Source organism: Melioribacter sp., assembly GCF_049325435.1.
In the GTDB taxonomy this organism is placed as follows: Bacteria; Bacteroidota; Ignavibacteria; order Ignavibacteriales; family Melioribacteraceae; genus Melioribacter; species Melioribacter roseus.
This window is the reverse complement of sequence record NZ_JBMOLD010000006.1, coordinates 62,496-89,392: the sequence shown is the minus strand read 5'-3', so window position 1 is coordinate 89,392 and position 26,897 is coordinate 62,496. Positions and strand designations below refer to the sequence as shown.

General features: G+C 42.5%; 14 protein-coding genes, 2 tRNA genes and 1 pseudogene. 1 reads left to right on the top strand and 16 read right to left on the bottom strand.

Translation table 11 applies throughout. The features are described 5' to 3' along the window. Nucleotides 1-395: 395 nt before the first annotated feature. Nucleotides 396-481: transfer RNA gene (locus ACOYVE_RS04780), tRNA-Leu, on the bottom strand. A 175-nt stretch (nt 482-656) separates the two neighbouring features. Here ACOYVE_RS04780 and ACOYVE_RS04775 point away from each other — a divergent pair. Further along, nucleotides 657-730, top strand: a tRNA-Ile gene (locus ACOYVE_RS04775). A gap of 444 nt (nt 731-1,174) precedes the next feature. Here ACOYVE_RS04775 and ACOYVE_RS04770 read toward each other — a convergent pair. The 15 genes and pseudogenes from ACOYVE_RS04770 to ACOYVE_RS04700 all read right to left on the bottom strand — a co-directional run bounded on the left by ACOYVE_RS04770 (nt 1,175) and on the right by ACOYVE_RS04700 (nt 26,884). Beyond that, nucleotides 1,175-2,302, bottom strand: coding sequence for a PKD domain-containing protein (locus ACOYVE_RS04770; RefSeq protein ID WP_014854753.1), 1,128 nt, complete (start codon nt 2,300-2,302; stop codon nt 1,175-1,177). 8 nt (nt 2,303-2,310) lie between these two features. Further along, entirely contained in the window at nt 2,311-3,720 is a 1,410-nt protein-coding gene (locus ACOYVE_RS04765; RefSeq protein WP_014854754.1) for a glycoside hydrolase family 28 protein, read from the bottom strand. Between the two features lie 237 nt (nt 3,721-3,957). Beyond that, nucleotides 3,958-5,229, bottom strand: a complete 1,272-nt coding sequence (locus ACOYVE_RS04760) for an L-rhamnose isomerase (RefSeq protein ID WP_014854755.1) — start codon at nt 5,227-5,229, stop codon at nt 3,958-3,960. Between the two features lie 24 nt (nt 5,230-5,253). Beyond that, entirely contained in the window at nt 5,254-6,294 is a 1,041-nt protein-coding gene (locus ACOYVE_RS04755) for an L-rhamnose/proton symporter RhaT (RefSeq protein ID WP_014854756.1), read from the bottom strand. Nucleotides 6,295-6,313: 19 nt separating this feature from the next. Further along, complete coding sequence (gene rhaM, locus ACOYVE_RS04750) at nt 6,314-6,628, bottom strand: L-rhamnose mutarotase (RefSeq protein ID WP_014854757.1); 315 nt, start codon at nt 6,626-6,628, stop codon at nt 6,314-6,316. 9 nt (nt 6,629-6,637) lie between these two features. Further along, on the bottom strand, nt 6,638-7,885 hold the full coding sequence (locus tag ACOYVE_RS04745) for a glycoside hydrolase family 88/105 protein (protein WP_422881028.1): 1,248 nt from the start codon (nt 7,883-7,885) through the stop codon (nt 6,638-6,640). Nucleotides 7,886-7,926: 41 nt separating this feature from the next. Further along, entirely contained in the window at nt 7,927-9,264 is a 1,338-nt protein-coding gene (locus ACOYVE_RS04740) for a PD40 domain-containing protein (protein WP_014854759.1), read from the bottom strand. 25 nt (nt 9,265-9,289) lie between these two features. Beyond that, nucleotides 9,290-12,655: a DUF6250 domain-containing protein gene (locus tag ACOYVE_RS04735; protein ID WP_014854760.1), complete on the bottom strand. Its 3,366-nt coding sequence runs from the start codon at nt 12,653-12,655 to the stop codon at nt 9,290-9,292. A gap of 96 nt (nt 12,656-12,751) precedes the next feature. After that, a complete protein-coding gene (locus ACOYVE_RS04730) occupies nt 12,752-13,084 on the bottom strand; it encodes a T9SS type A sorting domain-containing protein (protein WP_408606250.1) in 333 nt (110 codons plus the stop codon). Beyond that, nucleotides 13,082-14,242, bottom strand: a pseudogene (locus tag ACOYVE_RS04725) (glycoside hydrolase family 88 protein); the annotation flags it as partial. The gene ACOYVE_RS04730 and the pseudogene ACOYVE_RS04725, both read right to left, overlap by 3 nt. An 81-nt stretch (nt 14,243-14,323) precedes the next feature. Next, a complete protein-coding gene (locus ACOYVE_RS04720) occupies nt 14,324-16,636 on the bottom strand; it encodes a T9SS type A sorting domain-containing protein (RefSeq protein WP_014854762.1) in 2,313 nt (770 codons plus the stop codon). Between the two features lie 109 nt (nt 16,637-16,745). After that, complete coding sequence (locus ACOYVE_RS04715) at nt 16,746-19,658, bottom strand: exo-beta-1,4-galactosidase (protein WP_041355650.1); 2,913 nt, start codon at nt 19,656-19,658, stop codon at nt 16,746-16,748. Nucleotides 19,659-19,734: 76 nt separating this feature from the next. Further along, nucleotides 19,735-22,158 carry a glycosyl hydrolase 115 family protein gene (locus ACOYVE_RS04710; protein ID WP_162098587.1) on the bottom strand — a complete coding sequence of 808 codons (2,424 nt, stop codon included), beginning with the start codon at nt 22,156-22,158 and terminating at the stop codon, nt 19,735-19,737. Between the two features lie 193 nt (nt 22,159-22,351). Further along, the gene (locus ACOYVE_RS04705) at nt 22,352-25,210 is read right to left on the bottom strand and encodes a glycosyl hydrolase (RefSeq protein WP_041355652.1); all 2,859 of its coding nucleotides are present in this window, start codon (nt 25,208-25,210) and stop codon (nt 22,352-22,354) included. A 33-nt stretch (nt 25,211-25,243) separates the two neighbouring features. Then, the gene (locus ACOYVE_RS04700) at nt 25,244-26,884 is read right to left on the bottom strand and encodes a right-handed parallel beta-helix repeat-containing protein (RefSeq protein WP_014854766.1); all 1,641 of its coding nucleotides are present in this window, start codon (nt 26,882-26,884) and stop codon (nt 25,244-25,246) included. Nucleotides 26,885-26,897: the final 13 nt, after the last annotated feature.

Genomic DNA, 26,897 nt, shown 5'->3' with positions numbered 1-26,897 from the left:
TTATTTCGAACCTGTGACCTACCCGCCAAGGCGGGTCGCTCTAGCCAACTGAGCTAAGAACCCATTTAATTTATTTAACTCATAAAACTATTTTCTTTTTTAATAATCAGTTAATTTATCTTGTCAATGTATAATATTATTTCGAACCTGTGACCTACCCGCGAAGGCGGGTCGCTCTAGCCAACTGAGCTAAGAACCCATTTAATTTATTTAACTCATAAAACTATTTTCTTTTTTAATAATCAGTTAATTTATCTTGTTAATATATAATATCGTTTCGAACCTGCGACCTACCCGCCAAGGCGGGTCGCTCTAGCCAACTGAGCTAAGAATTCAATTAACTTATTTTCAATAAGTTATAATTAACTACAAAAACTTAGTTTTGAAAAAAGACGTACCGAGGGCCGGACTCGAACCGGCACGGGTGAAAACACCCACAGGATTTTAAGTCCTGTGCGTCTACCAATTCCGCCACCCCGGCAGACATTATGTCAATGAATAATAATCCAAAATGGAATACAAATATAATCTTTTTTTTATCTTTTTTGCAATATATGGACAAATAATAGAATTTTAAGGCGCAAATTTACTTATATTACCTAATCGTATTTGCAAAGAAACCGCTAAAACATTATTTTTGTACCGCTTAAAATAATGGGCCCATAGCTCAGTTGGTTAGAGCAGCTGACTCATAATCAGCGGGTCGGAGGTTCAAGTCCTTCTGGGCCCACAGAAAAAAATAAAAGCCCGGTACTTAATTTTGCCGGGTTTTTTGTTTTTAAAAAATCAGCGGATCGGAGGCCCGTCTAAGTCGGGTAAATTCAAGTCCTTCTGGGCCCACAGAAAAAAGTTAAACCCGGTACTTAAACTATTGCCGGGTTTTTTGTTTTTATAAAATCAGCGGGTCGGAGGCCCGTCTAAGTCGGGTAAATTCAAGTCCTTCTGGGCCCACAGAAAAAAATTAACCCGGTACTTAAACTATTGCCGGGTTTTTTGTTTTCAAAAAATCAGCGGATCGGAGGCCCGTCTAAGTCGGGTAAATTCAAGTCCTTCCGGGCAATAGATTATTTATAATTAATGGCTCTCAACTTTTATCATTTCTAAATAAAAAGCCCCATTCACAATTAAGGAATGAGGCTTTGTTATCTTTTTTATTCTACTAAGTACTCTTCTTTTATTTAAAGGCTACATCCCACACTTTGGTTAATTCGTCCTTTCCGTCAGGACCTTCCACATAAAGCGTCACGTTGTAATCGCCACCTTTCTTATATTGATAAATCGGATTTTGCTCGTATGAGTAGTTGCCGTCTCCGAAGTCCCACTTCCACTTCGTTATGTTCCCGACCGACAAATCCCGAAAAGCCACTATTCTTTTTTCGAAATCGATTATCTTAAAATCCCAGTCGGCTTTAATTTTGGGAAGGAATTCCTTTAACAGCGGCATTAGTTTGAACAGGCATAAATAAGACGCATTGCCATACATTGTATGTTCGCGCGAGAGATTCCAGAAACCGTTATGTCCGCTTGAAGCGGAATCATCATAGTCGATAACCGCCCACGATAGTCCGATCATCTTATTCTCCTCGAGCTTCGATTCTACAGATCGCGAAGGTCCGTCCGCCGAAGCATAATCGAATAGCGTAATGTAAAATTCAAGTGTCAATTTCCCGGAATCGCCGGTTTTATTAAAATCATATTTACAAGCGGAAAGCGCGTACGGAAAATCTTTTATCCAGGGTTGAACGCCCCATACCATACACCAGTCTTTATTCCCGGAAGGAGTAAAAATATGATAGTTCTGTGCGTGCACTCCATGCATCAACCAATGCTCGTCTTCTGTTTTTATACGCGGATCGAGTTTAACTCTTATATCACCCACAGCATTTTCTTTCCATACTTTATAATGCCCGTGGTCTACCAACGGACCGCCCGACAGATCGCCGTCTACTACAACTTCGAATATGTCGTTATGGTGATCGCGTCTGGAAAAATTCCAGAAATTGTCATAAGCTTCGTACAAAAAATAGAGTCGGTTTAATCCTTTTACCCAGCCAACTTTCACTTTTACATCGAGATTTTTTTTGTCGATTTTATCCTGTTTTCCGGAGTCTTCCCACAATTGCTCGATACCGATTGCAAAAGAGTCCGGAACTATTGACCAGTCTTCTATATTTCCGTCGATTACGGGTATTCTTTCGTGAGGAAACTGGAATACGGAAAAAGTTGTATCCTGCCTCAACTGACAGAAATTCGAAGAGGTAATTATAACCATGAATATTAGCGATACAATAATTCTTTTCATTATTTTACCTATAAAAATAAGATGTCATCATATTTGGTTTGGTTTGCGGAACTGCCGTTAAATGATTTTATTCTTATATTTTCTGAATTTTCAATCTTAATAGCGTTCGTGAAATATTCGGGTAAATTCTCGCCCCATTTTATTGAACTGTTAAATACTGAAACATCTTTAGCATGCCGAATACTTATAGCCGGATTGTCTCTGTGTTCAATCGGCTCATAAATTTTAGTGGGCCGGTTGTCGAATAATCCGCCTTTATATTTTGTCCATCTGTCGAATTTTACCGAGACATTTTCAAGTTTAACATTTTCAATTATACTCTCTTTGGTACCGTTAATTCTGATACTGTTTTCGGCTTTACCGAATACATTTTTCACTAATATATTTTTGATTTTACCAGATTTAGTATCGGGATTTCTCGGTATAGCTGTAAACGAAATTGCTTCTCCGCGTCCCCACCACGGGTCGGAATGATACCTCGATATAAACTCGATATTGCTGAAAACAATATCGCTTACTATACCGTTATCTCTCAGTTGAATATTTATTCCCCGGCAGCTCGATTTTATTTTACAATTTTCAAAAAGCACGTTCTTGATATCGCTCGTAGTTTCGGTGCCGATTTTTACTCCCGAATCCTGAGTCTCGAGTATGCAATCGTAAACGCGAATATCCGTAGACGGACCGTAGTCTTTGTCCTGTTTAGTGGCTTTAACCACTATTGCGTCGTCTCCGCAAACTATATCGCAATTTTTTATTTCCACTTTTCTGCAATGGTCGGGATCGACGCCGTCGCAATTTGGAACGTCGAGATAATTTCTGACCCGGATTCCATCTACCAGAACATTTTCGCAGCCGAGCATATGAACGCCCCATTCCGGCGCTCTGCTGAAAGAAAAATCTTTCAGCTGCATGTTCCTGCATTCTTTCAGAATAAACATTTTCGGACGCCATTTGTTGGGAATCCACCATTCGTTTTCTTCTTCGTAATGGGACATAAAATCAGTAGCGCGTCCTTCAATATTACCGAAGCCCGACATAGTCAAACCTTCGGCGCCCTCGGCATAAAAGACAGCCGAATTCTTGTAATCGGCTTGATTTGCGCTAATTATCAATTCAGCGCCCTGATCGATAAAAAACTCGACTCCGCTTTTCAAAACAATTGTGCCGGTTAAGAATTTGTATCCTTCCGGAATAATAACTTTTGCGTTGCCTCCTTCGGCATGGGCTTTGTCAATCGCATTTTGAATGGCTTTAGTATCCAAAGTTTTACCGTCGCCCGCAGCGCCGAATTTAAGAACATTATATTCTTTCCCGCCGCCTCCTTTTGGCGTAAAAATAAACGGACTCAACGAAGGAGAGATGGCTGTCAACGCCACGGCTCCCGCAGTTTTTATGATGGCATCACGACGTTTCATAGATTTTCCTCTGTTATGTTATCAGAAATTTGCTAAAACAGAAAATTCAATATATGACTTTAAACGAAAAAGAGCGGAATATTATAAACCGTATTAATTCCCGAAAATTCGGTCTGTTAACCGATTTTTTATTCGACCGAATGAATGTTTTGATTGATTCATGGGAGACTTCGAACAGATTAAAACAGGAAAAAATATTTTGCAGTTTTTAATAAACCGCTCTTTAGGGATAGGAAATCAGCTTCTTTTGCTGAGGACTTCTTTTTCGTAATTTTCAATTACAGTAATATAGTCTTCCCCGACGGGAACGTCATTAATCAGGCAATAATAATCATATACAGCTCCGAACGGTTTGGTTTTCAACAGTTCGAGCAAAGCCAAGCGCTCGAAATATTGTCCGTTTTCTTCATATTCCCTCAGCTTTTCGGTAGGTTCAAGCAGCGCGAACAAGAAGGCAAGCTGAGTGGCTCTTGTACCGACCACGTACGCTCCTATCCTGTTCATACTACCGTCGAAGAAATCGAGCCCTACATAAATTCGTTTCAAAGCGTTTGCTCTTACTATTTCCTCGGCGATCAATTTAACTTCGTCGTTAAATATTACCACATGGTCGCTGTCCCAGCGTACGCCGCGGCTGATATGAAGGAGCAATTCATCCACAAAGAGAAGCAAAGAAGAAACTTTGTCTCCTATTTGTTCGGTCGGATGGAAGTGGCCGCTGTCGATACAAATCAGTTTGTTATTCCTAACCGCATAGCCGGTATAAAATTCGTGCGAACCAACGACCATCGATTCCGAACCGATGCCGAAGAGTTTGCTTTCGAGCGAGTCCCTTAGATATTCCTTTGGAAATTCCGTTTTGAATATTTCGTCCAGGGATTCTTTCAGTAAAGCGCGGTGAGCGGCTCTGTCGACGGGAATATCTTTTGAACCGTCGGGAATCCAGATATTATTAACAGACGGTTTGCCGAGTTGCTTGCCAATTTCGGCTGCAATTTCCCGCGTGCGTTTGACGTGCTCGATCCAGAATTTTCTGTGTTTTTCATTTTTACTCGACAGTGTAAAACCGTCGTCTGCATAGGGATGCGAAAAGCAGGTAGGATTGAAATCAATACCGATACCGAGTTTCTTCGCCCAGTCGACCCAGCTTTGAAAATGTTTTATTTCTATTTGGTCTCGATCGACTTTTTCGCCTTGAAAATCGCCGTAGATGGCATGGAGATTCAGACGTTGTTTACCCGGCAGCAGACTCATAACTTTTTCGATATCAGCTCGCAATTGTTCAATTGTTCTGGCTTTCCCGGGATAATTGCCGGTCACTTGAATCCCGCCGCCGCTGAGTTCGGAATCGGGAGTTTCGAATCCGCCCACGTCGTCAGCCTGCCAGCAGTGAAGACTTATGTTCACCTCTTCCATTTTTTTAATAGCCTCGTCGGTATCAACGCCAAACTCAGCATATGCTTCTTTGGCAATTTGATATGCCTGTTCAACAGTTTTTGGATTTTTCATGTAATCCTCCGTATTTCTGTATGATTATAATTTGATTACAAATGTGGATAGAATTAATACAATTAAGCCGACCATCAAAGTAGCGACGGTTTTGGCGCCGGCATTTTTCCATTCCTTGAGTATTAAGCCCCAAACATTACTGAAGAGAATGTTTAATGCCATTAAAATACTCCAGCCGAATACAAACATTTCTTCGGGCAGTTTGCTTTGTCCCATCCCGAAGAAAAAGAACTGCAAATACCAGAGCGTTCCGCCCAGAAGGCTGAAAAGCAGATTGTTTAACAAAACCCGTTTATTGACACTAACATAATCGCCGAAGGTTTTGTTTTTATAGTTGAGATACATACAGTAGACAAAATTCGTAACAAATCCTCCGAACATTACAATAATATAAACGGGATTTACTACGAAGAGCGGATCCGTTCCGAAGGAAGAGGCAACTTTTTGAATAGCATAACCGGCGTCGATTACTCCGGGAATGCCGTTGATACCGAAATTGAAGCAAGCGCTCATTAAGCCCGATAGCACCGCAATCAGCAATCCTTTTTTTAGAGCGAAGTCTTTTATGGCTTCTCTTCTGGCTTCCTCCGGCATATTGCGCGAACGAAGGACGCCCGCATATCCTACGATGGCTATACCTGCTACGCAAAGAGCCACTCCCAATAAAATCAATCTTCCTTCATAAGTCGTAAATAAATTTCGCCCCGATACAAAAGGCGGAATTAAAGTTCCCAGAGCCGCTGTAAATCCGAGGGCAACCGATTGACCGAGCCCCACTCCCAGATATCTCATACTCAATCCGAACGTCAACCCGCCGACTCCCCAAAGAGCGCCGAATATAAATGCAGCCCAAACGGCGTCGCCCGGGGAGTTTTTCAAAACGTCCAGCAGATTTGGAACAGTGAAATATGCAAAAATCCAGGGCGCCAGAATCCACGATACAACTCCCTGAACAATCCAGTATGATTCCCACGACCATTCTTTGATTTTTTTAATCGGCACGTAAAAGCTTGCAGCGCATATACTGCCAAATGCAATAAGTATAATACTCATTAATGAATCCATATGATTTATCCTTTGTTTATTAGTCCATATGAAATACCATTTCCAGAGGAACGGTAACTGGCGAATTGTCCGGATTTGTTTCCATTATATCAGCCATGTACTTCCACCATTTTTGGACAATCGGGTTCGACCCCAAATCCTGCGACGACGAATCCCCGGCAAGTTTTTGTACTGCAAAAAGCGTATTGGTTTCTTCGTCCAGAAATATCGAATAGTCTCTGACGCCGCTTTCAAGCAGAAGGGTTTTTAGTTCAGGCCAGATGGCCTCGTGTCTCTTTTTGTATTCTTCTTTAAAACCGGGTTTGAGTTTCATTTTAAAAGCAAATGTCTTCATAAATCCCCCTCAGTTATTTTTTAAATTCTCTTTCAATTTGACGACTTCAATACCCGCGTCAATTACGGAACCGATGCCGTGCTTTTCATTTAATCTGGCGGGACGTTCGTAATAGAAAACGAGATTGTCCTCAATTCCAGTACCCACGCAAATATCTTTTACCTGACCGTCAGACCTGATTTTCAATTTTTTCAAGCCCTCCCATCCTTTGAGCGCAACCGAAGCATAACGTTTATCGATCCAGCCCTGGTTGACAGCTCTAGCAATTGAATAGACAAACATTGCAGAACATGAAGATTCAAGATATGAATCGTTTTTATCGAGCAATTGATGCCACAGACCTTCTGGGTTTTGGTATTTGGCAATGCCGAGGATTTGCCTTTCGAGATCTTTTCTAACTTCTTCCCTGCCGGGATAATCTTCGGGTAAAATATTCAACAGGTGAACTTTAGCCATCATTACCCAGCCGTTACATCTTCCCCAATGCGCAACGCCGTTTCGTTCAACGTCGGTATAATAGCAGTGCCAGTACAATTCTTTATTGTCGTCCCACAGATATTTGGTAAAGTTTTTTATTTGAAGAATTGCGTCGTCCCAATATTTTGTGTCGCCTGAGAACTTGCCCATTCTTGCCAGAAACGGAACGCTCATATAAAGGTCGTCAGCCCACAGAGTCATTTCGTGCGGAAACCTTCTGACCAGAGTTCCGTCTTCGAGACGCTCCTGCCCTTCCGAAATATGCCGCGCTGCGTCTTCGATATATTTTTTGTAATCGTCGCGTTTGACGAATTCATAAACGTCCATCATGCTGGCGCCCATTGCGCCGCAATCGTCTAGTTCGCGCATTGTCCATAATTGTCCGAATGGGAAATGATAATGAGGCCCGTCTTTTTCTTTATTGTATCTTGCCTGGAAATATTTATAATTGTCCATACCGAAAGCAACATGAGCAGCCGCATAGTCGGCATATTTTTTATCTCCTGTAAATTCAGACAGATTAATCAATGCCATATTGATCACACCGTTTGTATAATGCCATTCGCCGAAGGGGGAAATAAACCGAAGCGCCGCGTCTTTCGGCGCGTCTTTTGTTGACGAATACACTTTTCCAGTATTCAAGTCTTTAAATCCCAGGACTCCGTGTTCGACAATATAATCGGCTACTTTCCTGATTATCTTTTCGTCCTCATTTTTGTTCTGGGCAAGCGCCAGCGTACTTATAAATAAAATAAGCGTAAAATAAATTACTCGTTTCACAGCTTTCTCCTTTAATTTATTAATGAAATAGGTAAAAGTCTTTAGTTATGTTTTCCGAGCCAATCTTCCGGAATCGGTATAATGCAAAGATTCATTGATCTACCGTCTTCGGACAGCATAGCCGATTGGATAAGAATTTTAGAGCCGTCCGGGCTGAACGAGGGATGAGGATGATCTGCCGCAGTGGTTTTATGGCCGGCAGAGAGCAATTTCATTTCATGAGATTGTCTGTCGATTAAATAAATCTCGCGCGCAAAATTATCGCCTGCGGCGAACCGGCCGTCATGCGAACCGACAACATGCCAGAATCCGCTGCCGTAAGGTATTTGACCGGCAATCATCATTTCACGCGTTTTGATATTTACAATCGCCAGACCGGTCGGTTTTTCCCTAGTGCCGCAATTTCCCCATTCCGCTTCCTGCCCCGGACTCTCGTTATCGGTTTCATCCGATTTATTTATTCCGGGAATTTTTCTGTGTCCCAATATAGCAAATGCTACTTCGTCGGGAGTTATTACGACTTCGTGAGTAACCCATTCGTAAGGAGCTTCGGGGTATAACGGTCTTAAGCCAGTTCCGTCCGAGTTTACAATCCATGTGCGTTGCGGCGATTTCCCTCCCGTCTCCCAACAAAAAACTATTTGGCCCGGCGCCCACGGATTGCTTTGAATATGCCCTACCTGAAAAGGAACGGAGACAACATATTTAATTTCTCCGGTCTTAACATTAATGCCAGCAATGCCGCCGGGGCCTGCGCCCATATTGCGGGGACCGAAATTTCCTTCTATCGTGGCGTCTTCCGGCAGATATTTCATTGCTTTTTCTTTGCCTACGCGGAACCATAACCACTCTTCATCCGCGTCAAAAGCGAGTTCTCCGTTAGCTCCGTAATCGGCGGGAATTACGCCGCAGACTTTTTGATAAAAAGAAGCGTCTTTCAGAGCGCCCTTTTCGCTGTCTTCGAATAGTTTATCGAGATTAACTTCGATAATTTCCCTCGGGTTGCTATCATCATAAAATCTTTTCATATAATAAAGCTTCATCGATTTTCTGGCTACAATCAGCGTTCCTCTGTAACCGCCTTCGGTAACCTGTACAATATCGCCGCTCTTTTCATTAACTGCCATAGCTTCGCCCCTTACTCTCCTCGACCTGAAAATAATCCAATTGCCGTCGGAAGTCCATTGATTGTGCGTGGGATAAATTTTGGAATCGCCCGACTGCAAGCTTGTCAAAAAGATTAATTTAACTCCGGTTACCGGATCGATTACGACTTTGCGTTCCGATGGAAATCGTTTCCCTATGTGCGAAAAAACATTTGAAGAAAATATACCGTTAATTATCAGAGCGAACACAATAAAGATAATTTTTCTTTTCATTATACTGTTCCGAGATGATTAAAAATTATTTTAAACGGTAGATCTTGAAGTCGTCTATTTCCTGGTGCGATTTTACAGTACGGAATCCGAAATATCCTTCCGTTAAAGGATCGTTGTCTTTATAAGTAAAATACAATTCGCCGTCGACGTAAAGGCTTGTCGTTCCATTGTAAACAATAATTTGTATAAAGTAGGTTTTGTTCGGTCGAAGGAGATGTTTTTCATCCTTATAATCGAATATGAGAGCGCGCTCGCCGTTTCCCCGGTATTTCCGAAATCGCGTAGTTGTATTGCTGTTTCCGCCAATACCCGCATAATAAAGACTCAACGAGTCATACGACGAGAATGCGCCGTCTCGCGTGAACAAATTATCGTTCCTCGGGTCTGTTGCCATCCAGAATTGATTTAAGTCGGATAATCTGTCGTTATATCCACCGTTATCAATTACCTTCCTTTTATACTCAATCAACAAATTACCTTCGAGTTTTTTATTAAACCATACGGTAGCTCCGTGCTCTACGTCGATAATCAATTTACCGTCTTGAATTTCAACTTTGGAAAAAGGCGATTTTTTTGTTTCGACAATCCAATTATCCAGTCCGTTTTCGAAGTCGTCCCGGTACAGTAACTCGCCTATTTTGTATCCTTCGGCGCAGACGCTATCCCTGAAATTTTGTAAAATTTCTTCGGGAATATTATCACCGACGAGTTCAAGCAATTCGATTGCATTCAGGCACCATTGCGCCGTATTGTTCGTTGAAACTCCTCTCACTTCATAAACCGGCTGTAAACTTTGAACGCTGTCGAATTTTGTCATTTTGAAAACCGTATGATAATACCTCGGTTTTGCGTTAAGAAATTCGTTCCATGCCCGGGCTGCAAAAGCAGTGTCGCCCGAAACTTTAGCGTACCAAGCGGGCAATCTGGCATACCAGGAGCCGGGTTTTCCGAGTTCGACTTTTCTTCCGAATTCTTTCTCGACTTCAGAAACCGGAGCTCCGTAAAGTTTACAGAATTGATTCCACATTTTATTCCATTTTTCGTTTTTCAATAAATTAGTTAATTCGAAAGCGACTTCGGGACCGCCCATCAGAACCGAAAGATGCGCCGAACCAATGTCGTCTTCATTCAATCGATAAAGTTTGTAAGTCTTAGGATCATATCCGAAAGCGGCGTCTTTTCCCGAAAAGAAACCGTACGGCATGTCATAAAGACTGTTAACTCCCTGCATAATTCTGTTGCGATATGTCGTATCCCCAGTTCTTTCCCATTCCGTCATCCAGTTGCCTACAAGCGCAAGCCAGTCGGGTCCGACGCGTACATGCGTAGGATAATCGCTCTTTTCGAGAATCAAACGCAACGGGTCGATTTTACCTATCGCTTCATTAGCAGCCTCCGTTACTTCATGCATTAAATCGCCCGTTCTTTCGTCGGTAGTCAGATAATAGTAAAATCGATTTAAAGCCGCTTGAGAAATTCGCGCTTCTTTGGCGCCGCATCCCCAATGAACGACGTTGTGGCGGCTGCCCAATCCTTTGAAAGGTCCCAGATGATAAATATCCACTTCGCTGTTATGGCGAGTCATTGCTTCAGCCATTCGGAATATGTCGCTATTTCCCGTTCTCAAAAAGCTGTACCAGAGCCACATATTCGGCATCAATTCCGTATTTGCCCAGGCATATCCCCCCATATCGTATTTCCACGTATGCCTGCGGCGGTCGTAGCTGTGTTGAATATCTCCGTAATGCCAGAAACCGTACCAGTGGCGTTGTTCCACTTCCAGTTGATAATATTTAAATGCATTTTCGAGTTGGTTTTCGAGCCAGCATTTAACATTATTGCCCCTGTCCGGCAAACTCCAGACGCCGAATACAGGGATGCTGTGCAGATATTCCGGCGTTGCCGCCAATAAAGGCGGTTGATTAACCGTTGCAACCATTTTATGAAGAGTTTCATAATCGGGCACATTGCCGGAGGCAAATAATACCAATTCTGTTGTGCGTGCGACACCGGTTGCGATACTAAATCCCGGTTGAACGTCTTCATAACTTGCCAGAAGATTATGTCCCCAGGCTAAAGTATCGTAATGACGCATATCCATTTCGTCTGCATCCGGAGGCCAGAGCCAAGTTTTCAATCGGACAGTATCTTTTTTGACGTCTGTTATTTCGAAAGCGGAAGGAAACGACTGCCAGAAATCGCGTAAACATACCGTCAATCCGCCTGAAACGTCGCCGACAAAAGCCAAACCGCTTGCCCGATGACCGTATCCGGCGTCTATCCATGCGCTTTTATCGTTTGTCCTTTTCAATATCCTGAATCCGTCCGCGTTGAGCTGCGTTAATTTATAATCATTCCACGAAGCCCAGTTGTCAATAAGAAACCGTTGCTGTTTTGAAAGCGAATCAGGTTCGGGAATTCGTAAACCTCTCAATTGTCTGTCGTAAAAATCTTCCCGGCGGTCCAAAGGATATCTTCCGCTCAAAGGCTGACACGGTTCGTCCCATAATCTGCCGTCGTCCCCGGAAAAACGGATATGGCGGTTGTACAGTTGTTCGTCGAGCGGAACGTCAAAAACCAGTCCCAAACCGCGTATAAAATCTTTTTGCTGATCGCCGTCATAAATAATCGTATGAATCATACGGATAGATTGTTGACCTGCGTAAAAATAGAGTCGAACAATAAACGGCAGCCAGCTTCTGGCGCCCGACTCGGAGAAATGTTTGCCTTCTATTTTAATTACCGCTCTGACCGGTCCGCTTTGCTCGACCGTAACATTATCAATATTGCCGATAAATTTTTCTTTTGCGGGTTGTATTCCGGCTTCGGAGCTTGGTCCATTCTGTAAAATACAAACCAATCTTCCGCCTGTGGAAATTTCTCTCGCGTTAATCTTTATAAAACGAATAAGTCGTTCGCCGCGCTTGGGAATGCCACACTGTAGAACTCCTGTGTTCACTAATATATCATTGCCTGTATCTGTTACTTCCACTTTTGTTTTAAACGGATTGACATCGGCAGCTTTTATGGCTTGGAGTTGAAATACGGCGCCGGAATTCGTATCGACAACAGTACTTAAACCGATCCATTTTAACGAACCGTCCGGCCAATAAGCCAAAGGCCATGATTGAACAGGCAAAGTTTTTCCCTGTGAATCTTTCAATAAAAATTTTGTTGATTTATCTAACTTGCCTTCAGGAAACGGAACCCCCCAGCTAACGCCGGTAGATAATAACGGCGGTTTACCCCCAAGCCAGGATAACTTTACCGGAGCATTGTTCTGGGCTAAAGTCGAATTCCATAAGATACCGAGAATTAGCAGTACACATACTAAAACTATCAGCCGAATTCTTTTTTTCTTTTGAAAACTATCGGATATTTCTCTCTTCATAATTTTTTTACTCTGTCTTTTCGACTTTTATTATGTAATCGCAGTTGGGTAGTTATAATTTCGTCCGAACGGAAACAACATAACACATCGGCAAGCTTATTTAATGACAATCATTTTTTTAGATTCCGTGAACAGCGGCGTTTCTTTATTTTGAATCGTAATCCTATAAAAATAAATTCCGCCGCTTAGATTCGAAGCGTCGAACACTACTGTATAATAACCGGCTTCTTTATATTCATTAACTAACTCAGCAATTTCGCAGCCAAGTAAATCGTACACTTTAATATTTATTTTTGAAGCAGAAGTTATGGTATAATTAATTTGCGTACTTGGATTAAACGGGTTCGGATAATTTTGATACAACTGAAATTCGGCGGGTACAGAACTACTTTTGTTCTCCGGCGGTACGCCGGTGGTTCCACCGGCCATTTTATAAATTTCGCTTCCGGCAAGCAGGAAGGCTCCTAGCCCATAATCTTCAAAGTTCGGCGCTTTGTCGTAAGTAACGGGCTGTCCGTCGGAGGGTTGTTTACCGGTGCTTTGAACGTATCCCAAAAATCCGTTTTCGTGGAGCGCGTCATTGGCTAATGCATTCCAACCCTTTATTGCCGCTTCTTTATAAACGGAGTCTGTTAACAATCCTTTATTCACGCCCCATGCCAAGCCGAAAGTAAAGAACGCGGTACCGGATGTTTCTTTACCGCCGAATTCGCCGGGGTCATGCAAGCTTACGTTCCAGAAACCGTCTTCGCGTTGAACCGCTATGAGCGCCTCGGCCATTTCATTAAATGTTGTTTCATATTCGTCTCTGTGCGGAGCGTTATAGGGCATTACATCCAAAACGCGCGCTAGCGCCGCAAGAACCCAGCCGTTGCCTCTCGACCAATACGTATCTTCGCCGTTCGGCGAAGTGTGAGGAGGATCGAAATCTTTGTCGCGCCACCAAAGATGGTCGATTTTATTATATAATCCCGAATCCCCTTCTTCCGTTTTGGTATGCATATACATTCGATACATTCGATTAAAATATAGAGTATCGTCGTAGATTGCGCCGAGTTTTGCAAACACCGGCATCGCCATATGCAATGCGTCTATCCACCACCAATCATCAACTTTATTGCTGTTTATCATTCCATCGATAACTTTTTTAATTTTTTCAATCCTTTCCGGTTGAGGATCTATCTGGTAAAGTTCGATATATGTTTGACCGCACGCCTGGTTATCCGCATTACGTGTAGTCGTGCCTCCGTAAGCCGGTTCCCAATTGTGGCTTTCGGCCCATTGAACCGCATAATCATAAAATTTTTTGTCGGGTTTAATTCCGTACAACGCCATTAAACCTTCATAGTATGTGGCGCGTGTCCAGATATTGCTCGGGCGTCTTTTATCCGTAACAATATCCGCTCCCGGGTCCGGCCATTTCTTCATAAAGTATTCATTAGCCAGCAGCATTTTTTCCAGAACTATATTTTTATCTACATTTTTATCTACCGGGTTTTGAGCATGAACGTTTGTAACGTTTAATAAGGCGACCGTTATAAGACAACTGATTATTCCGGTAATCTTATATCCGTAATAATTTTTCATAAAAGGTTTTTTGAGTTAATAGAATTTCAAATAGGCTGTGCCTCTTTCAAAAGACACAGCCTTGGATAAGTGAGAGGCTACTCACTTCAGGAGCATAAGTTTCTTAACGCTCACAAAATCATTCGCTTCGATACGATAGAAATAGACGCCGGAAGCCAAATCAGAAGCGTTGAACTGAATAGTATGATAACCGGCGGCATATTCTCCGTTAACCAGATTGGCTACCAATCTGCCCAGGAGGTCATATACTGCAATTTTGACGATGCTTTTTTCCGGCAGCGAGAACTTAATGGTTGTTGTCGGATTGAAAGGATTCGGATAATTCTGTTCGAGCGAATAAGAGACCGGCAAAGATTTTTCTTCTTCAACCGATACCGGTTCGGGCACTTTGCCAAGATTTACCATACGAGCCACTTCATTCAGGTAAACTTGTTTTGCGCCTTCCGTAAAATTATAATAATTGAATAAAGCGGCATCCCCGCCGGTTGCATAAGCGTGGTCGTTTCCGTTTCCGATTAATGAACGATATCCGGCAGGCATATCTCCGGCTCCGTCATAAAATTCGACCCAGGGTTCCCAGCGTACAAAGAGGACATTTGACGTGGCGGCATCCCTTGCAAGCACAATACCGTTACCGGCGTCCGCGGCTTCCAGGAAATCATAAGGAGAAGTTACCCAATACATTGTGCTGTCGCTCGATAACGTAACGCCTGCGAATACAGGGTCGTCAGGCATTTCGATTTTAGCTATTATGGTATCTCCTGCTGAATCAAATGACGTTGTAGCGCCGGTGGGCAGCCAATTCAATCTGTTGTTGCGCGCCGCCCATAAATGCAATAAAAGAACGGGCGAAGTTATATTATTCCAGGCGGTTTTATGCGAACCTCCAAAATCGCCGCTTGTTCCGGAACGTCCTATTATCACAAGGTCGACTGAATTCAGCGTATCGACAAATCCTTCTGAAGCTGTTTCGAGCGATGCCGAATAAAGAGTGTATACTTTATAGCCCTGCTCCAGTAGCTCGTCTATAAAAGGTTTGTCGGCGCTTAGATTTGTATTCGGATCGACAACGCTTTCTTTACTAATAAATGCAATGGTTTTTCCTAGTCCGACCGGTCTCGGCGGAGCCTCGGGCAAATTGACCATCCGCTCGACTTCATTCAGGTATACCTGTTTGGCTTCGGGAGTAAAATTGTAGTAATTAAAAGGACCCGCATGGTCGTTGCCGTTGCCGATTAACGTACGATATCCTGCGGGATAATCCCCTGCGCCGTCATAGAATTCCACCCAGGGATCCCAGCGTACGAACAACACATTTGAGGTTCCGGCTTCGCGAGCCAATATCGTTCCGTTTCCCCCGTCGGTTGTCGCCATAAAATCGTAAGGAGAAACTACCCAATTCATAGTGTTGTCTTCAGCCAGCGTTATTCCCCGAAATACCGGATCGTCCGGCAATTCAATTTTTGCCTTAATAGTATCCCCCGCATTATCGTATGATGTAGTTGTTCCCGTCGGCAACCAATTCAAACGATTGTTGCGGGCTGCCCACAGATGCAGCAACATAACAGGAGCTTTAATGTTATTCCAAGCTTCCTTGTGACTTCCCCCGAAATCTCCGCTGGAGCCCGAACGTCCGATAATTATAAGGTCGGCGGAGTTCAAACTGTCCAACAGACCTTGCGAGGCGGTTTCTATAGAATTCGTATAAACCGTAAAAACTTCATATCCTGCAGATATTAGGTCGTCTATAAAAGGTTTATCGGCGTTTTCATTTGTTGCGGGATCAATTTTACCTGGCATACTTACAAAAGCTATTACTTTCGGCATCCATTCCTTATTTATATTGGGATCGAAAGTCTCGCTCGATGTAATAATAATATGATCCAGCAATGCATTCGGTTCACGACCGAAAAAATCGACAGAATGAACGCCGGCAGAATCGATTACAATCGGCGTATTCCCTTTATGCCAAGACCATGATCCTCTCGGTTGGCCTGAGACCTGGCCGGCTACAACACCGTCAACGCCGTAGAAAAAAGAATCGCTATGGTCATCCGGGAAAAACACATAAGCCCATACATAATGCGTTCCGGTATCGACAAAGTTTACATTATAAGATAATTTGATATTGATTGTTTCGGCGTTGCTTGTGCTTCCGTCGCCTTTTGCCATATAAGCTTTCATATAACCTTCGCCCATAAAGCCCTCAACGGAATCTTCCAGCGCAAAAACGTCGCCGTCTTTTGCATCCAGACCGGGTCTGTATGCGTCATATTTTTCCGCCGGAATAACGACCAGTCCGAGCGAGTCGCTCTTCTGTACGAATTGCGCATTTACACTGCTCAAGAACAGTAAGACAAATGTTGCCAAAAGATATTTGATCTTATACTTCATTACCCCTCCTAAATTAATTATTGTTTAATATGAATTCGGAAAGCAGAATCGGAAAAATTTTTTAACTATAGTATACCGATGCCCTAATTCGTGTAAGTTTGTAAACTATCTACTTTTTCGGTTTTAAATCGTCCGTGGATTGTTTTGTATGAAAGTCTATTGCAGGCGGTCGTTCTTTCTTTTCGAAGAGCTCAGCAATCGTTTCATAATCGACTTTGTATTTGGGATTAAATTTGTCCGATAACATATATTTTGTCAAACTATATAATAATTGTCTTGCAGCTGGCCGTTCCGCCAAATTGCTTTGAAGGTCTGCGCTGCAAACCATAAGTTTTCCGTTTTCCACCTGGGCTTCAAACACTACGGCTAATCTGCGATTTAAGAACCATGTATCGATCGGTTGTATCAGGGGTTTAAAATCCGGCGGGAACAACTCAAGATTCATTACCTGCTGACGGTTTAAAATTTCCCACCATTGCAAATTGCTGTGAAATTCTGTGGGGAAATCCGAAAACGCCGGATGTTTGGGATTACACAAAATTCCCAGAGTATGCGGCGGACGCATCTTAAACCACGATGTATTCCAAAATACCGGATTCAAATACTGAATTACATCTTTGCCGCGCTCGACTTTACCGGCGGCATGTAAAAATACTTTCCCGCCGTTCTTTAGCACGGAATCGGCTTTTTCATCGAGTTCATTACAAAAATATATGTCACGCTTATCAATAGTCGGAAGTTCAACCGGATAGACCCAGAAATTCCAGCTATTTGTATAATTGGCTACCGAAACCGATAAAGTCAATTTTTTAGCTTTTGTAATTTGCAAAAGCGGCAAATCGATGGAACCAAGAGTTATACAATTGTCGAGCCGTATGTCGTGTTCCTTAAAAGAACTTTGAGCTATAATGTTACCGGCGCAATCGGTCACCTTCCATTGCGCGGTAATATTTTTCAGCGGTTGTTTTCCGAAATGAAAAACTTCTATATCAGCATGAAATGTTTCGTTGTTCATAAAAACAAATTTGGGTATACGGGCAAGAGGGACGGTAGGTCCGAAAAAGTTTCTGAATTCAGACGCGGTTATATAACCTTTTTCTTCCCAGAATGCATTGAGCACACCGACGAGCGCAGTTCCCTGCCCCGGGTAATCGTTTAATGCGAGCAATTGTATACCTGCCAATTTACGAGTACGCAAAGCGGCTTCGATTTCTAACTTGTAACACAATGCCTGCAGCTTTCCCGACGCCATTAAAAAATCTTCCGCTTGTTCACCCATATGATTCTTTGTTAATACTTCCCGGAACAATTCGAAATTCTTTGCTTTGTAGACGCCAGTATACTTATCAATCTCTTTGAAATCCGGGAAAGCGCAATGTTGTCCCATTTCATGCACGACGTAAGGAACAGTATATTGTTCTATTTTATTAAAATAATCGAACATACTTTCCGGACGCTTTTTCCAGGGAAGGCCGCGCGGTTCCGATCTGACGATGAATTGACTTTCCGGAACGAGAGGCCAACTTTTTCCGATTGACGCGCCTGTATAAACCCTGCGGTTGTCTTTCTCTTTCCAATGATTGACGAGTTTGCCCAGGTATTCCGCTTGATTCCGTCCCGCCGGCTCGTTGCCGTAAGCCATCATACAAAATGAAGGATGGTTGCCGTAAGCGTCTAAAATACGATCGGCTTCATCGTAAATATATTGATCGACAGGTTTGCCGTCTCCCAAACTTGTGCCATGATTCGCCCAACTTGGACCTTCAATCTGTAAATAAAATCCCAATTTGTCCGCGGCGGAAAATGCCGCTTCGGGCGGGCACCAGGAGTGAAAACGCATATGGTTCAAACCGAACTCTTTACATATTTTGAAAATCCTTTCCCACGATATTTCTTCTGTCGGCGGATAACCTCTTTTGGGAAAAACGCAATTTTCAACCGTACCTCTTAAAAAAACCGGGCGATTATTGACTTCAAAGCGAGTCCCGTTGATAGAAAACGAACGCATTCCGAATTGGATTACACTTTCATCGGTATTTCCGAATTCATCCGTCAAAACCGCAGTCATCATATAAAGCGCCGGATTAAATTCATCCCAGAATTGAACATTCTTGCCCATCGGATAAATTATTTCGATCTGCGACTTTCCTTTTACTGCGATTATTTCCTGATTCAAAGGTTCAACTGTATGATCTATCGGTGAATTAAATGATTTCGCTCGAAGCGTTATTTTTGCTCTCGCACTTTTATCCAAAATGTTATCGATAATTATTACCGCTTTTACTGATTTCTCTTCGATATCCGGATAAAGTTTGATAGCGTCAAAAGAAACGGGCGGTTTGGACATAAGACAAATATCGCCGATTATTCCGTTCCAGTTGCCTTGCGTTTGGTCCGTAATGCCGTGCGAATCCGGACCGACATTTATTTCTTTAATACGATTATCGACTCTTATGGAAATTACATGACTGCCGGGAGTTAACAATTTCGATAAATCGTAGCGATGGGGCGTTGAAATACTGTTCCGCATTCCGACTTTTGCGCCGTCAATCCATACCGTTGTTTCCCAATGAGGACGTTCTAAAAACAATTCAATCTTTCGCCCGTTCCAATCAGCGGGAATATTCACCTCTCGCTGATACCATGCTACCCCCACATAATGTTTGTTTGGCGTTAACCAGAATGGAAACTTCAGGTTATCTTTTTTTCTGTACTTTGCCATCTCCGGTCTAAAATACCATGAACTGTCGTAAATGCTGCCGGTCCACTTTGTGTCAACAGAGAGTTCGTCGCCTTTGTTGTTATCTCTCATAGAACCGGGCAGAGTTACAAAATCCGTTAATTTTTTTCCGTACCAGTTTAGTTTGATTCCTACGTCGTCCCGATCAATTTGGAAACGCCACTTACCCTTTAAAGAAATTGCGTCGTCCCCGGTTGTTTTTGCAAAATGTAATTCTCCGGGAAAAGACAAAAAGGCAAGAACTAATAAAACACTCGCACAAATTTTAGATATATTATTCATAATTTATAAAGGTATAAATGAAACGCGCCACTTCATTCATGGGATAAGAAACAGAGGAAATAATTACTTCTTAAATTCAGTAAATAATAATTTTGCTTATCGCTAAGCCGGGATCGAGGAGCGACAGATGCAAATCGACCATGCCGTCTTCATCAAGAATAAAGTCGGTTTTCGTACGAGAAAAACCCCGCAGCACATTTTCACTCCACTCCGCACTTTTCGAGGGCGTATTTACATCGACTATATCGACGAGGCGACCGTTTATCGATATTGCCGTACGAAGTCCGCGCGTCTCGTTGATTGAATGCGTCGGCAGACAAATCAATTCTACTGTACGTTTGCCTTTGGGAAGATTCAATCGGACGGAAGCTCCGGGAGCTTGCAAAGCATTAGATTCGTCAAATGACCGATCCGTAAAGTTTATCCACGACAGACTTGCACCGCCGACTCCCAATCCCGGCAGGAGGCACAATTTTGTTGTATCAAATATTAATTCATTGACTGAAATAATTTTTATCGGTTTTCTTTTATTTACCGTTAATTCTTTTTTATCGTTATGTGAATTTGAATCCGGCATATCAAAGACAGGCCGGTTGCGCGGGTTCATGCACATTATTCCGTTCCATTTTCCGCCGGATATTTTCTTGTTATAGATTTCGGTCAACTCCTTAATTTTTTCGTATGCCTGTTTCGACATTTCATACTTGCCCAGGCGCGCATAAAAATGTTTTTCGTTCAAGTAAGCAGCGCCAAGCACGGGATAGACAATCAATTGAAAATAAGCGTCCTGTACTCTTTCGGGTATTCGTCGCTTCAGTTCCATTGTTTTATTAACAATCTCCTTATAGGATGTCATTCGTTCGTTCATTTCTTTTTCCGTAAAATTAAGTTTATCAATATGTTCCGGTTTACCGGAAGCCGCCAGGCGATAATATTCATTTTTTATTTTTACGATATCGCCGGAATAATTGATTCCGAAATTTTTAGCCGCCCATTCTTCCGGATATTTCTCTGCGTCGACAGGCTGCCATGAGTTAATATCCCATGCCAAATCCATTGCAAATTCGATTTCCATTTCAGCAGGTTTTATATCGCCCACATTAAACACCCATAATCTGTCCGCTCCATTTTGATATGCTTTAGTCATTTCATAAGAGATAAGGGAGGGCGATGTCGAGCACAGCCATAGATAATCTTCGGGCGCGCCCCAGTACGACAAATGATAATAGACGCCGCTTCCGCCGCTTCGTTTTTGTTCTTCGGGCGTAGAAAGTTTGCGAATGAAGCCGTGATTGTCGTCTGCCCACACTATTGTTACGTCATCCGGCGCTTTAACGCCTGCGTAATAAAGTGCAAGCGCCTCTTTATAAGGACAAAATATTTGAGGAATTTCGGAGGGCGATTTTTTGAAATGTTCGGAGATAAGCTTCCTTTGATCTGCGATTACTTTGTTCAAAAGCTCAACTTTGTCTTTCGTATTGTCAGGACCGGGCATGCCGCTGTCGTGAATTCCGCGCATACCGATTGTAAAGACAGCTTCAAGATTCAGAGCCGCCACTTCCTCAATCCTGTCTTCCCAGTATTTTTTAATTTCATCCGAGTTAGTGTCGTAACGCCATTCTCCCGGTTGTTTTCCGTACTCCGTCACAAAATTATTTTTCCATTCGTCCACGTTATTTCTGAGCATCGGTTCGGCGTGACTCGAGCCGACTACAATACTATATTTTTTAGCGGTTTGCGGATTCGATTTGTAATAGAAAAACGCTTTAGTGCAAGGATGCATCGCAGGCCATATAAAATTTGCTTTCAATCTCAAGAGGAGTTCAAATATCAAAGCGTACGTTTTGGGACCAATATCTTTGATGTCGGTATCGATATTCTTTGCAGCCCAGGGTTGCAAACCCCAGTCTTCATCATTCAGAAAAACACCGCGATATTTTACCGAGGGCGGTCCCATAGTTATTTTATCAATCTCAAGCGAAAGCTCCTTTCGTTTTTCGGGTAAAAGGTCAGCCCAATAGACCCAGGGCGACACTCCAAGCCGTTTAGACACTTCGAATATTCCAAATGCCGTACCTCGAGGGTCGCTGCCGCAAATTACAAGGGCTCTATTAATATTTGGCAGAGGACTGTCTATAATTTCTAATATAAAACTTTCCCACTTATCAATAATCTTATCAACAGAAAGCTTTTTCTCCTTAACCATCCGGTCGATTAAATCAGACTTGCCGATTGTGCCAATGATAATCGCCGAAGGCGCGTTAATGTATTCGCCATTATGAATACCGGGTATTATGTCTGTAATCAAACTGATATCTTTTGCCAAAGCATTGGCGCATATTCCGACTACTTCGGCGTCATTTTTATCAAAGATAATCGGGACTGCAGAATTATTTCGAACAATATGGAATTCTTTACTGTCGTTCTTTTTTGTAAACGCGTCTGTCCTTCCTGAGATTGCAGCCATTACTACCGAAAAGAGCGTAAATATGGCAATCAACCTCCGTAGTATCATTTGACAAAATACGGTAAGCTTTCCGGTACCCAATTAACAGCCTCTAATGTTTTTTAATACGAGATGCATTGAATGATAAGCAATGATGAATGATAACCGTGTAATGGATTAAATGTCTTTCCGGGAAAATTATGCTTTCCGAATATGGAATAGTCGCGTAAAAATGCTTCTTGAAATATTATCTGATATTTACGCCTATCAACTTTACGGGGCCTATCAAGCCCGACTCGAGAGGCTCCCAATTAATTGCCGTGAACAATCCGTCTTCACCCAGATTTATTCTTTCCTTAGCCGCAAAGTTTATATTATAAAATTTTTTGTAATTGATTCCGTTTTTATCCATGTATATAATCCTGTTAGCCATCAGATTTGTTACACGAACTTCGAGGATATTTTCATCCTTCAATTTATTTTTGTCAATTACAACATAGTATTCGGGACCAATTAGAGTTGTAATCTTTTCGCCGTTGAGATATATTACGGCGGAGTTACAAACTTTACCCAGATCGATCATAATTGCGTCCGAACCGAAATCCGGATTGGCAAAGGAGATTGAATAGCTTGCCGTACCGGAGAACCATTGCAATTCATCGGAATATTCGGTCCACGATTTCAAATTGTTCGTCTTAAACGAATCGGGCGCTACGGGACCTCCTTTAATAAACTTGATTTGCCATTCCCCGTTCAACGTAAGCGTATCCCCTGCGGATTTATAAAACTTATATTCTTCCGTATTTTGATCTTCAGGATACCATTGCAAAATGAGAGTTTCGCCTTTTTTAATATCGATATAAACGCCGGCATAATTATCGTCGATAATTTTGATTTTTGCTTTCCCGTATTTCCTATTCACCGGATCGAACAAAATTGCGCTGTTTCCTCCTTTGCGAATTCTAATCCAGCCGTCGACATCCTTTTCGCTCCAATTACTTATAAAATAGCAGAGTCCGTCTTCTCGAATTACCCTGTTAAACCATAAACCTTCGTCGGCTAAATTTTCGGGATATACATTAATAATACCCAGAACTTTTGATAAGCTATCAGTTACAATAAATTTTCCTTTGCCTAACTTGGAAATTCCGTAACCTTCTTCCGGCTGCAAGTTAACTTCGCTCAATTGCTTTTTGAAAACTTCCCTGTTTTCATTTAGGTTTTGCAGCCCCGGAACGTCTTTGGGCAGGTTATTGCTGAATATTACCGTAGCTCCTTCTTCCGCCAATTCAATTAGTTTATTTAACGTATTCAACGGCATGTAATCGGTCTCCGGCACGACAATTACTTTGTAACTTACACTATTGCCTGCGACAATTTTATTATTTTCAACCGTCAGATTGTGTAATAGCCTGTCGGAGACGAAATCGAATTGGTAACCCTCATTTAAAAAATATTCGCTTAGTCGTTCCAGGTCTTTCGTCAGTTCGTCCCGATGAGTTCCCAGATGTTTCAAAAGCGCACCGTCTCTTTTTGCCCAGATATCATAAATCGGGTAATAGAGCAGAATATCGTTGTCAGGTTTCGAAGATTGTAAAAAAGACTGGCAATTAGTAACATATTCGTTCATCTTTTTCAGGTCTTCCCACCAGGTATTTGTGGGGGCAAAATGAACGGAAGCATAGAAAAGCCGTCCGGGCCATTCTTCCGAAGGCGGCGAATAAGGTGTTCCGTGATAGACAAGATGATTAACGCCGTTTGCAAAGTAGCGGTCGAAATTTTTCTTTGCGTCGGATAATGTGGAAAGGAAATGTTCATTCAGCCATGTTGCCGCTTCGGCGGAAACTAATTTTTTGCCTGCAACATGCCCCGCCGACGAAGCCAATTTAATGCGCAACGGAGAAGCGCCTTCGGTTTCGGGAATATCGCTAGCGGCATAAAGGTCGAGCACGTTTGCAGGCGAGCCATGCGCCTGATTGCGTACTACGGCGTTATAATTACGCGACCAATTTTTCCATACTTTTGTAAAGCGTTCCAACAACAAATCGGAAATGGTTTCCCTGTAATCAGAAAGTACTCTCGAATTCATATCTTCGGTATCTTCGCCGAACAGCGCGGGCAAATAATTTTTCAGATCGTACCCTCTCAATCTTTTGAATTCTTCGAACATAAGCGGAGTCCAATCCGCCTCTCCTAAAGCGTCGTCCACTTCGTAAGAATCGTTGAAAAACGCTCTGATAGCGTCGAGTTTTTTCCCTTTTGCATTGTTATCAAATTGCGCTAAAAAATGTTTAATAGCTTTTTCGGAAAAATGGTCAATTACATTGCCTTCCCCTCCCCTGCTTGCTCGTTCAACCATTTTTCCGTGCCATCCCTGAAAAACAGCATAAAGTTTCCATTGCCCTTCGGGCGCAGTCCAGTGTAATTTCCCTTCTTTGTCAACTTTGTTTGTTATATCGACTTTTTCGCCCTTATTGTTATAAGCGATCAAAGCAATCAAAGGAAGTTTCCTTTTAAAACGAACCTGGTCGAGCGCAAGCTCTTGAAGATTCGGATTGGCGCTTATAGGATATTTTATTTCCGAAATATCGACTTTACGCCTAACGGCTCTTACAAGCGATTCCTGAATAAACTCGATTTTTTCATTTAATTTTTCACCCTGCTTCAAGTTATAAACTTTGTATTGAACGTACTTGCAAGCATCTTCATCCGAAATCCAGGGGCCGCCGAAAGGCCAGCCTGAAGCGTTTGCCACGTCGACTCCGAGTCCCAATTCCTTACCTATATTCAAAGTATGCTCAAGCATATCCATCCAGCGCGGAGTCAAAAACTTAATATCTTTGTCTTCATAACCTTTGACGCCGTATATAGCCGTAACTTCAACGCCTCCGAAGCCTGCTTTACTCAATTCTTCCATATTTAATTTCAAGTCGGCTTTCGTAACGGCGCTTCCGTGCCACCACCATCGCGTCCACGGCTTTGTAATGTTATTTACTTCAGGCCATAAATTCTCCTGCCCTTTATTTATTACATTGCAGGACATAAATGTGACCACGACCGTTAACAAAATGAAAAGATATCCGAACCGAGAAATAATCTTTGCCATATCAAATCTGTTTTTATGAAAAGATAATGATTACTATTTCAATAAAGTCATCTGTTTTACGACTGAATTATCGTTTATTTTCAATTTATAAAAGTACACTCCGCTTGCCAGTCCTTCCCCGTCGAAAGTCAATTTATAGCTGCCCCTTTCCTGAAATCCGCTAACGAGGGTAGCTATCTTTTGACCAGATGAATTAAATACGGCGAGATTAACAACCGCAGGCTCGCTTAATTCATATAATATATTGGTTACAGGATTAAAAGGATTGGGATAATTCTGATATAATTTGAAGTTATCCGGCAAGTCAATGCAATTAAGATTAATCGAAGTAATAAATCCCGATTCGATGGCTCCTAAATCGGGCGCATTCCCGAAATAAGGGAATCCGATGTCTGTTCCCGCGTCTATTATTTTACCGCCCTGCGCCGGACTCATAAAATCGATATCGGGCAAACTACCGTCTTCCTTACGGGGAGATGTCAGTAAATTTATATCCAGACTTTTAAAGTCGGCGTCTGACAGGGTAAGGTCAAATTGCCAAGAGTTGGTTACAAGAATATTCCTGCTTGTATCGATATAGGCAATGTGTTTATTGCCGAAACCTTTCTGATAACTCAAATTATTTTTCAATATATGATCGTATCCGTCGCCGTCAATATTATCGGCGTCTTCACGGCTCGGGCGATTAAGCATATTGAAATTAATTGTATTCTGATAAGCGGAATTGTTATACCAGTAATTACCCGCCAGATGATGATTTGCATAAAATCCATTGGCCTTATTTTTAGCCGCTATGCAAAACTGGATCGTATGCATTGGAACCGGATTGGGAATTCTGTCGGCAGTGTCGTGTGCAAAGCCGCCCGCCTTGAAACCGTTTCCGTCTCCGAGACTTTGGAACGAAGCTGAATATCCGTTATAAAAAGCCCAGCAGCTGTCGAAAACCACAGACGCGTCGGCGCGAATGATATCGAATCCGTCGTCGCTATTGAACCACGCGCGACAACCTTTGAACACAGTGCCCGTTCCGCTTGCGTCGGGATGGCAACCGAAACCGTCCGTATTTCCGCCTAGTCCGTCTTCCGAAACGTTATCCCAATTCCTGTAGGAATCGCAATTGAGAAATAAATTGTTGCCTCCTTTATAATGCCTTAATCCCGTTCCCACATTATCGTGCATGCTTATTTGCTCGAATATATTATTATTGCCCCTGCTGTAAATGCAGTACGATTCGGTGTGGGATGTTATAGTAACCTGGATGCCCGTCATTTCAATTCCTTTCAGGTGAATATAATTTCCGATGACGTAGATACCCACGACTCTTTGATTAGCAGGCATTACATCTGAAAAATCGAAGACGGGAGTCTCCCCAGGGTAAGCCCAATATTTGATTGTATTTCCTTCGGTCCCGCTTTTATCCAGATATGTAACGCATGCAAAAAGATTCGACACAACTCTCGATATCCGGTCTTCTCTTACTTTGTAAAGACCGCCGCCTATATAAACAGTATCCCCGGCTTTGGCTAATTCCTGCGCTTTCTGGAGCGATTCAAGCGGCCGGTCGATAGCGCCGGGATTCGAATCGTCGCCGTCAGGAGCTACATAAATTTGTGAATTAATATTAATCGACGTCAATATTATGACGAGCGATGCAAAAATAATTTTTCTATACACAAGAGCCTCTTTT

Bases quoted from the DNA above. Each gene is read 5' to 3' on its own strand.
- ACOYVE_RS04770 (WP_014854753.1), bottom strand. From the start codon at position 2,302: ATGAAAAGAATTATTGTATCGCTAATATTCATGGTTATAATTACCTCT.
- ACOYVE_RS04765 (WP_014854754.1), bottom strand. From the start codon at position 3,720: ATGAAACGTCGTGATGCCATCATAAAAACTGCGGGAGCCGTGGCGTTG.
- ACOYVE_RS04760 (WP_014854755.1), bottom strand. From the start codon at position 5,229: ATGAAAAATCCAAAAACTGTTGAACAGGCATATCAAATTGCCAAAGAA.
- ACOYVE_RS04755 (WP_014854756.1), bottom strand. From the start codon at position 6,294: ATGGATTCATTAATGAGTATTATACTTATTGCATTTGGCAGTATATGC.
- rhaM (WP_014854757.1), bottom strand. From the start codon at position 6,628: ATGAAGACATTTGCTTTTAAAATGAAACTCAAACCCGGTTTTAAAGAA.
- ACOYVE_RS04740 (WP_014854759.1), bottom strand. From the start codon at position 9,264: ATGAAAAGAAAAATTATCTTTATTGTGTTCGCTCTGATAATTAACGGT.
- ACOYVE_RS04735 (WP_014854760.1), bottom strand. From the start codon at position 12,655: ATGAAGAGAGAAATATCCGATAGTTTTCAAAAGAAAAAAAGAATTCGG.
- ACOYVE_RS04730 (WP_408606250.1), bottom strand. From the start codon at position 13,084: ATGGCCGGTGGAACCACCGGCGTACCGCCGGAGAACAAAAGTAGTTCT.
- ACOYVE_RS04720 (WP_014854762.1), bottom strand. From the start codon at position 16,636: ATGAAGTATAAGATCAAATATCTTTTGGCAACATTTGTCTTACTGTTC.
- ACOYVE_RS04715 (WP_041355650.1), bottom strand. From the start codon at position 19,658: ATGAATAATATATCTAAAATTTGTGCGAGTGTTTTATTAGTTCTTGCC.
- ACOYVE_RS04705 (WP_041355652.1), bottom strand. From the start codon at position 25,210: ATGGCAAAGATTATTTCTCGGTTCGGATATCTTTTCATTTTGTTAACG.